The sequence below is a fragment of the Micromonospora sp. CNZ299 genome (assembly GCF_002754415.1).
Map to the genome: position 1 here is coordinate 6,048,825 of NZ_PEFG01000001.1, position 9,351 is coordinate 6,058,175.

Below are 9,351 nucleotides of genomic sequence, written 5' to 3' on the forward strand. Positions count from 1 at the left end.
ATCCCGATGGCCACCGAAAGCGAGCTGCTCGGCTACCTCAAGCGGGTCACCGCGGACCTCTACCAGGCCCGGCGGCGGATCGTCGAGCTGGAGGAGGCGGATCAGGAGCCGATCGCGGTCATCGGCATGGGCTGCCGGTACCCCGGCGGGGTGCGCTCGCCGGAGCAACTGTGGGACCTGGTCGCCGGCGAGGTGGACGCGATCTCCGGCTTCCCGGTCAACCGCGGCTGGGATCTGGCCGGCCTGTACGACCCCGACCCGGAACGCCCTGGCACGACCTACACCTCCTCGGGCGGGTTCGTGCACGACGCCGACGAGTTCGACCCGGTCTTCTTCGGAATCAGCCCCAGGGAGGCGCTCGCTATGGATCCGCAGCAGCGGCTGCTGCTGGAGACCGCCTGGCGAACCGTCGAGCACGCCCGGATCGATCCGGCCTCCCTGCGCGGCAGCGATGTGGGCGTGTTCACCGGGCTGATCGGCAGCGACTACGCCGCCCGGCTGCTGAACGGCACGACCGAGGACCTCGAGGGTTACCTCATGACCGGCAACAGCACGAGCGTCGCCTCCGGGCGCGTCGCGTACACGCTGGGTCTGCGCGGCCCGGCGGTGACCGTGGACACCGCCTGCTCGTCGTCGCTCGTCGCGTTGCACCTGGCCGGCCGGTCGCTGCGCAACGGGGAGTGCTCGCTGGCCCTGGCCGGCGGCGCCACGATCCTGTCGACGCCGACCGTGTTCGTCGAGTTCAGCCGACAGCGCGGCCTGTCGCCGGACGGCCGGTGCCGGGCCTTCGGCGCCGACGCCGACGGCACCGGGTGGGGTGAGGGCGCCGGCCTGGTGCTCCTCGAGCGGCTCTCCGACGCCCGGCGCAACGGTCACCAGGTGCTGGCGGTCATCCGGAGCACCGCCGTCAACCAGGACGGCGCCAGCAACGGGCTCACCGCACCGCACGGTCCCGCCCAGGAACGGGTCATCCGTGCCGCCCTCGCCGGCGCCCGGCTCGCCCCCACCGACGTCGACGTGGTCGAGGCGCACGGCACCGGAACCACGCTCGGCGATCCGATCGAGGCGCAGGCACTGTTGGCCACCTACGGCCGCCGGGAGCCGACGGACCAGCCGCTCTGGCTCGGTTCCATCAAGTCGAACATCGGCCACACCCAGGCGGCGGCCGGTGTCGCGGGCGTCATCAAGATGGTGCAGGCGATCCGCCACGGTCGGCTGCCACGCACCCTGCACGCGGCGGAGGCCTCGCCGCACGTGGACTGGTCGGCGGGCCGGGTGGCACTGCTCACCGAAGCACGCGACTGGCCGGAGACCGGCCGGCCGCGGCGTGCGGCGGTGTCGTCGTTCGGCATCAGCGGCACCAACGCGCACGTCATCCTCGAGGCGGCACCGCCGGCCGAGCAAATTGAGCCGGTCGAGCAAACCGAGCCGGTCGAGCAAACCGAGCAGACCGAGCCGCGCCGGCCGGTCGACGGGCTGCCGCTGCCCTGGCTGCTGTCTGGGCACACCGAGCCGGCGCTGCGCGCCCAAGCGCGGCGGCTTCTCACCCGCCTCGACGCCGCTCCCGGCGTCGCCGTGGCCGACATCGGCCACTCGCTGGCGACCACGCGGGCGCCGCTGGAGCTGCGCGCGGCGGTGGTCGCCCACGACGAGGCCGGATTCCGGGCGGCCCTCAACGCGCTGAGCGTGGGTGAACCGGATCCGCGGCTGCTGAGCGCCCGGGCCGTCGAGGGCCGCACCGTCTTCGTCTTCCCCGGCCAGGGTTCGCAATGGGCCGGGATGGCCGGGGAGCTGCTGGACACGGCTCCGGTCTTCCGCGACGAACTGCTGCGCTGCGCGGAGGCACTCGCCGAACATGTGGACTGGTCGCTGATCGACGTGCTGCGCGGCGCCGTCGGCGCACCCGGGCTGGACCGGGTCGACGTGGTGCAACCCGCCCTGTTCGCGGTTATGGTGTCGCTCGCCGCCCTGTGGCGGTCGTACGGCGTGGAACCGGCCGCCGTGGTGGGCCACTCGCAGGGCGAGATCGCAGCCGCCTATGTCGCGGGCGCACTGAGCCTGCGCGACGCCGCCCGGGTGGTCGCGCTCCGCAGCATCGCCATCATTCGGTTGGCCGGGCAGGGCGGCATGGCATCGATTGCCCTACCGGCCGCCGAGGTCGAACGCCGCCTGATCGAGGTCACCGGGCGGGCGTACGTGGCTGCGGTCAACGGGCCGTCCGCCACCGTCGTCTCCGGCGACCCGGCCGCCTTGCGGGCACTTGTCGCGGCCGCACAGGCCGACGGGGTACAGGCCAAACTGATCCCGGTCGACTACGCCTCGCACAGCCCAGCCGTCGAACAGCTGCGCGAGCAGATCCTGCACGACCTCGCGCCGATCGCACCCCGCCCGGCGGCCGTCCCTTTCCTGTCGACCCTCACCGGCGACTGGCTCGACACCGCCCAGCTCGACGCCGGCTACTGGTACCGCAGCCTGCGCGAGCCGGTGCGCTTCGAGCAGGCCACGCGAACCTTGATCGGGCAGGGCTACACCGTCTTCGTGGAGTCCAGCCCGCACCCGGTGCTCGCGGTCGCCGTCGAGCAGACCGCCGAGCAGCAGGGCGCCGCGACCGCCGTACCGACGCTGCGCCGCGACCACGGCGACCTCGCCCAGTTCGTCACCGCCCTCGCCGACGCCTGGGTGAAGGGCGCCGCGATCGACCGGCACGCGATCTTCGCCGCGTACGAGGCGCAGGTCGTCGACCTGCCCGGCTATCCGTTCCAGCGCCGCCGGTACTGGGTGGACTCGGCGCCCACGGCCGACCTCGCCACGGCCGGGCTCGGCAGCGCCGATCATCCGCTGCTCGGCGCCACGGTACGGCTGGCCAGCACCGACGGTCTCGTGCTGACCGGCCGGCTCGACCGGAACACCCAACCGTGGATCGCCGACCACCGCGTCCTCGGCACCGACCTGCTGCCTGGCGTCGCCTTCGTCGACCTGGCCCTGTACGCCGGCCGGCAGTGCGCCCACCCGGTACTCGCCGACCTGAGCCTCCAGACCCCGCTGGCCGTGCCGGACGGCGGGGTACAGCTCCAGCTGACGGTCGAGGCCCCGGACAGCGCCGACCGGCGCCCGTTCACCGTGCACTCCCGCTCCGGCGACGACGAGAGCCCCTGGACGTTGCACGCTAGCGGCCTGCTCACCGCCGCCTCGGCGCCGGCCGCCCCCGAAGTCGTCTGGCCCCCACCGGCGGACGCCACGCCGGTCGACCTGTCCGGCGGCTACGACCGGCTCGCCGAGGCCGGATACGAGTACGGAGCGTCGTTCCGTGGCCTGCGCGCCGTCTGGCGGCACGGGGCGGACCTGTACGTCGAGGCCCAGCCACCGGCACCCGCGGAGGGTTTCGGCGTGCACCCCGCCGTACTCGACGCCGTTTTGCACAGCCTTCCGCTCACCGCCGCCGGCCGGCCGGACGGCTGCATCGGCCTGCCTTTCGCCTGGACCAACGTGCGGTTGCACGCCACCGGCGCGAGCACTCTGCGCGCCCGCCTCACACCGACGGCCGACGGCGGCTACCGGATCGCCGCGGTGGACGGCGCCGGCAATCCGGTCATCACCGTCGACACCCTCACGGTCCGCACGGTGACGGCCGCCCAGCTGCGCGGCGCGGGCCGGGTCCGCGAGGCGATGTTCGAGGTCCGGTGGGTGGCGCAGGCCCCGCCGCCGGCCGGGCCGCAGCCGCCGGACACCTCGGTCAGCCGATGGGAGCCGCCGGTCGACGACTCGCCCGCCGGCCCTCGCACGGCCGCCAGGCACGCCCTGGCGCAGATACAGACGTGGCTTGCCGCCAACTCGGGGCGGCTCGCTTTCGTCACCCGCGGAGCGGTCCCGGCGGGCGGCCCGGTGACGAATCCCGCCCACGCCGCCGTCTGGGGTCTGGTCCGCTCGGCGCAGCACGAGAACCCGGGCCGGTTCGTACTCGTCGACACCGACGGCACCGGCGACGTCGATGCCGCTCTGGCCTGCGGAGAGGAGCAGGTGGCCGTCCGCGGGACGCGCCTGTTCGTCCCCCGCCTGGCCCCGGGCACCGCGCCCGACCGGGAACCGCTCCAGTTCAGCCCCGGCGGCACCGTGCTGATCACGGGCGGCACCGGCACGCTCGGCGCGCTGCTGGCCGAACACCTGGTCACCACCTACGGCGTACGGCGGCTCCTGCTCACCGGCCGCCGCGGCCCGGACGCACCCGGCGCTGCGCAGCTCCGCGACGAGCTCGCCGCCCTCGGCGCCACCGCCACCGTCGCCGCCTGCGACACCGCCGATCCCGGTCAGGTGGCGGACCTGCTCGCCGCCGTGCCGGCCGAGCATCCGGTCACGGCGGTGTTCCACGCCGCCGGCATCATCGACGACGCGCTCGTCACCGACCTCGACGAGAGCCGGCTCGACGCCGTCCTGCGTCCCAAGACGGACGGCGCCTGGCACCTGCACGAGCAGACCCGGCACCTCGGCCTCGACGCGTTCGTCCTCTACTCCTCGGCCGCGGGCACCCTCGGCGCGCCCGGCCAGGGCAATTACGCCGCTGCGAACGCGTTCCTGGACGCCTTCGCCCATTACCGCTGGGCGCAGGGGCTGCCCGCCACCGCCCTGTCGTGGGGACTCTGGGCACAGGACAGCGCCATGACCGAAGGGCTCGGTGCCACCGACCGTGGTCGGCTGCGGCGGACCGGTCTGACCTCGCTCTCCACCCGGGAAGGGCTGGCGCTGCTGGACGCCGCGCTGGCCACCGGCAACCCCCATCTGGTGCCGATCCGCCTCGATCGGCGTGCCCTGAGCGCGCAGGCCGAGTCGGGCACGCTGCCGGCGATGCTGGACGGGCTGGTCCGGGCGACCACGCTGCCCGTGGCCCGCTCGGCGGGCGAGGCCGGCTGGGCGCAACGGATCGCTTCCCTGCCCGGCCAGGAACGGCACGGCGCGGTTCTGGACCTCATCCGCGGTCACATCGGCAGTGTGCTCGGCTACGACAGCCCGGCGGCGGTAGACGCCGGGCACGCCTTCAAGGACCTCGGCTTCGACTCGCTCACCGCCGTACAGCTGCGGAACCGGCTGAACGCCGCCACCGGACTGCAACTGTCGGCCACGACGGTCTTCGACCACCCGACGCCGGCGGCACTCGCCACCCACCTGCTCGCCCAACTCGACGGCGCCGCGGCCCGCCCCGCCCGACGGACGGCCACAGCCGTGTCCACCGACGCGGAGCCGATCGCGATCGTCGGCATGTCCTGCCGATACCCCGGCGACGTCCAGTCGCCGGAGGATCTCTGGCGTCTGGTGGCCGACGGCGTGGACGCCATCACCGGCTTTCCCGACGACCGCGGCTGGCGCCTGGACGCCCTGCTCGACCCGGATCCCGACCGGCCCGGCACCTCGTCGACGACCCGCGGCGGGTTCCTCAGCGGCGCCGCCGACTTCGACCCGGGATTCTTCGGCATCGGGCCGACCGAGGCACTGGCCATGGACCCGCAGCACCGGCTGATGCTGGAGACGGCATGGGAGGCGGTGGAGAGCGCCGGCATCGATCCGACCGCCCTGCGCGGCAGCACCACCGGCGTCTACGTCGGCATGATGGGCGGCGACTACGGCCTGCACCTGAGCACGCAGGGCGCCGCCGGCCTCGACGGCTACCTGATGACCGGCAACAGCAACAGCGTGGCCTCCGGACGGGTCGCCTACCACCTCGGGCTGCGCGGGCCCGCCGTCACCGTTGACACGGCGTGCTCCTCCTCGCTCGTCGCCATGCACCTCGCCACGCAGGCTCTCCGCGGCGGAGAGTGCACGATGGCGCTCGCCGGAGGCGTCACGGTGACCTCGACGCCGGCCGTGTTCGTCGAGTTCAGCAGGCAACGTGGTCTCGCCGGCGACGGGCGATGCAAGGCCTTCTCCGCAGACGCGGACGGGACCGGCCTCGGCGAAGGCGTCGGCGCGCTGCTCCTCGAACGCCTCAGCGACGCGCGCCGCAACGGGCACCGCGTGCTCGGCGTCATCCGCGGCAGCGCGGTCAACCAGGACGGCGCCAGCAACGGGCTGACCGCGCCGAACGGACCCGCCCAGCAGGACGTCATCCAGCAGGCGCTGGCGAACGCGCGGCTGGAAGCCACCGACATCGACGCGGTGGAGGCACACGGCACCGGAACCCAGCTCGGCGACCCCATCGAGGCACAGGCGGTGCTCGCCGCCTACGGCCAGGACCGGGACGCGCCGCTCTGGCTGGGTTCGATCAAGTCGAACATAGGCCACACCCAGGCCGCCGCCGGCGTTGCGGGCGTCATCAAGATGCTCATGGCGATGCGGCACCGCACCCTGCCGCGGACCCTGCACGCGCAGCAGCCCAGCGACCTGGTCGACTGGGACAGCGGCGCCGTCGCCCTGCTCAACGAGGCCCGGCCCTGGACACCGGACGACGGCCGGCCACGCCGTGCCGCCGTCTCCTCCTTCGGCATCAGCGGCACCAACGCCCACCTCATCCTCGAGGAGGCCCCCGCGCCGCCGGACACCGAGCCCGGCCGGCCCACCCCGCCGGAGACGGACCTCCTCTGGTGCCTGTCCGCCCGTGACGGGCGCGCGCTTCGGGCACAGGCGGACCGGCTCGCCGCGGTGACCGCCAACGGAAGCGCCCCCGACCCCGTCGACCTGGCGTACTCGCTCGCCACCACGCGCACCACCTTCGACCATCGCGCGGTGATCCTCGGCCGGACCACCGACGACCTACGCCGGGGCCTCACGTCGCTGAGCCGTGGGGAACCCGCCCCCGGCGTGCACGTCGGCGCGGCCACACCGGGCGGACGGATGGCCTACCTGCTCGCCGGGCAGGGCAGCCAGCGACATGGCATGGGCCGGGAGCTCTACGAGACGTACCCCGTCTTCGCCGCAGCGATCGACGAGATCGACGCCTGGTTCGCGCCGCACCTGGACCGGCCGCTGCGGGAGGTGATGTTCGCCCCGCCCCGAGACCCGGTGGCGAGCCTGCTCAACCAGACCGGCTACACCCAGCCGGCGCTGTTCGCCTTCGAGGTGGCGCTCTTCCGGCTGCTGGAGTGGCACGGGCTGCGCCCCGACCACCTCATCGGGCATTCCATCGGCGAGCTCGTGGCGGCGCACCTCGCGGGCGTCTTCGACCTCGGCGACGCCTGCGCGTTGGTCGCCGCGCGCGCCCGCCTGATGCAGGCGATGCCCGCCGGTGGCGCCATGCTCTCGGTGCACCGGACCGCCGAGGAAATTGAGCCGCACCTGCGCGACCACGCCGGCCGGGTGACGATCGCCGCGATCAACGACCCGCGGTCCGTGGTGCTCTCCGGCGACGAGGAGGCGATCGCGTCGATCGGGCAGGCCCTGACCGACCTCGGGCACCGGACCCGCCGGCTCAACGTCAGCCACGCCTTCCACTCCCCGCACACCGACGGCATCCTCGACGATTTCGCAGCCGCGGTCGCCGCCACGCAACCGTCCGCACCCCGCATCCCGGTGATCTCGAACGTGACCGGCGAGCCGGCCACCGCCGAGCAACTGGCCTCGACGGAGTACTGGGTGCGGCACCTACGCGGCACGGTGCGCTTCCACGACGGGATACGGACGTTGCGGCAGCTCGGCGTGACGACGTACCTGGAGCTCGCGCCGACGCCGGCGCTGACGGTCCCGGCCGGGCTGAGCCTCGGTGAGGACGCCACCGTCGTCGCCGTCACGCCGTTCCGTCAGGCCGAAACGGCCGGCCTGACCGCCGCGCTGGCCCGCGCGCACGTCGCCGGCCACAGCCCCGACTGGAGCCGCCTGACTCCGGGCGCCCACCAGGTGCCGTTGCCGACATACCCGTTCCAGCACCGGCGGTTCTGGGCCGAGGCCCCCGGCGCACGCGACGACGAGGCGGCCGGCGACGCCGGCTTCTGGGCGGCGGTCGAGCGCGGCGACCTGGCCGAGCTCGCCAATTCGCTCGGCCTGGACGCCTCGCAGGCCGAGCTTTTCGGCGGCGTCCTACCGGCCCTGTCCACCTGGCGCCGGGCACGGCGCTGGTGGCATCGGATCAGCTGGAACCGGCCGCCGGCGAGCGGCGCCCCTCGCGGCCGTTGGCTGGTGGTCACGGACGGTGCGCCGGTCGGGCAGGTCGTCGCCGCCGCGCTCGACCGCGCCGGCGCCACCGCGGAGATCGTCGTCGTCGCCGGCGACGACGACGACGAGGCCGCCGACCGGCTCGTCCGGTCCCGGCCGGCCGGCATCATCGCCCTGGTCGGCCCGGCAGTCGCGCACCGGCTAGCCGACAAGGTACGGGCCACAGCCGCCGACACCACGCTGTGGTTCACCGGACCCGCCCGTTCCGGTGTATCGGAGCTGGTCGACGCGCTCCGCCGCGAGCGGAACGGCCGGACCGGCTACGCCGAACTGGCCCGGGACGCGGGCGCCGCGGAAGCCGCCCTGCTGGTGGGCGCGCTGACCGGAACCGCCGACCAGCTGTGGGTGCGAGCCGGCGAGGTGCTCAGCCGACGGGTGCTGCCGATGACGGCCCCGCGCGACGGCGACGGCTGGCGTCCGCGCGGGACCGTACTGGTCACCGACGTGAGCCACCGGATCGGCGCGGAGACCGCACGGTGGCTGGCCGACACCGGCGCGGAGCACGTCATCGTCGCGGGCACCGGCGACGCAACCGGGCTGGTCGCGGAACTGGGCGTACCCGCCACCGTCGCCGGCGACCTCACCGACCCGCAGGCGACGGCCGCGCTGATCGCCGCGGTACCGGCCGAACGTCCGCTGACCGCCGTCTTCCACACCACGGCCCTGCACGACGGCGGGACCGATCAGGCATGGGCAGTCACCGGCGTCCTGGACGAGGTGACGACCGCGACGGTCGTCGTCTTCTCCACGGCCGCAGGAGACGCCGGGACGCTGGCCGCGGCGCGCCGGGCCCGTGGTCTTCCCGCCGTGTCGGTGGCCTGGGCACCGGACGTCGCGCCGAGGCAGGCGTTGCCGGGAATGCCTGCGGCGATCGCGGCCGGCGGCGATTTCCTGGTCAGCGAGATCACCGACCGGCAGACCGCGGACGGCCCCGCGACGGCCGAGCCGAGCGGGTTGGACGCGCTGCTCGAACAGCTGGCCGGCGAAAACAGCGCCGAACGCGGCGCCACGGTGCTGGAGCTGGTGCGTAGCAGGGCCGCCCTGGTGCTCGGACTCCAGCCGCCCGCCACGATCCGGCCTGACGAAAAGTTCCTGGAGGCGGGATTCACCTCGCTGAGCGCGCTGGAGCTGCGTGACCAGGTGAGCCGGGCGACCGGGCTACCGCTGCCCGCCAGCTCGGTGTTCGACCTGCCGACGCCCGCCACGCTCGCCGCCCAT

At 74.3% G+C, this 9,351-nt stretch carries 1 pseudogene; it reads left to right on the forward strand.

From position 1 onward, the window contains the following. Positions 1–6: 6 nt before the first annotated feature. Positions 7–9,342 (forward strand): annotated as a pseudogene (locus CLT68_RS27540) (SDR family NAD(P)-dependent oxidoreductase); the annotation flags it as partial. Between the last annotated feature and the right edge of the window lie 9 nt (positions 9,343–9,351).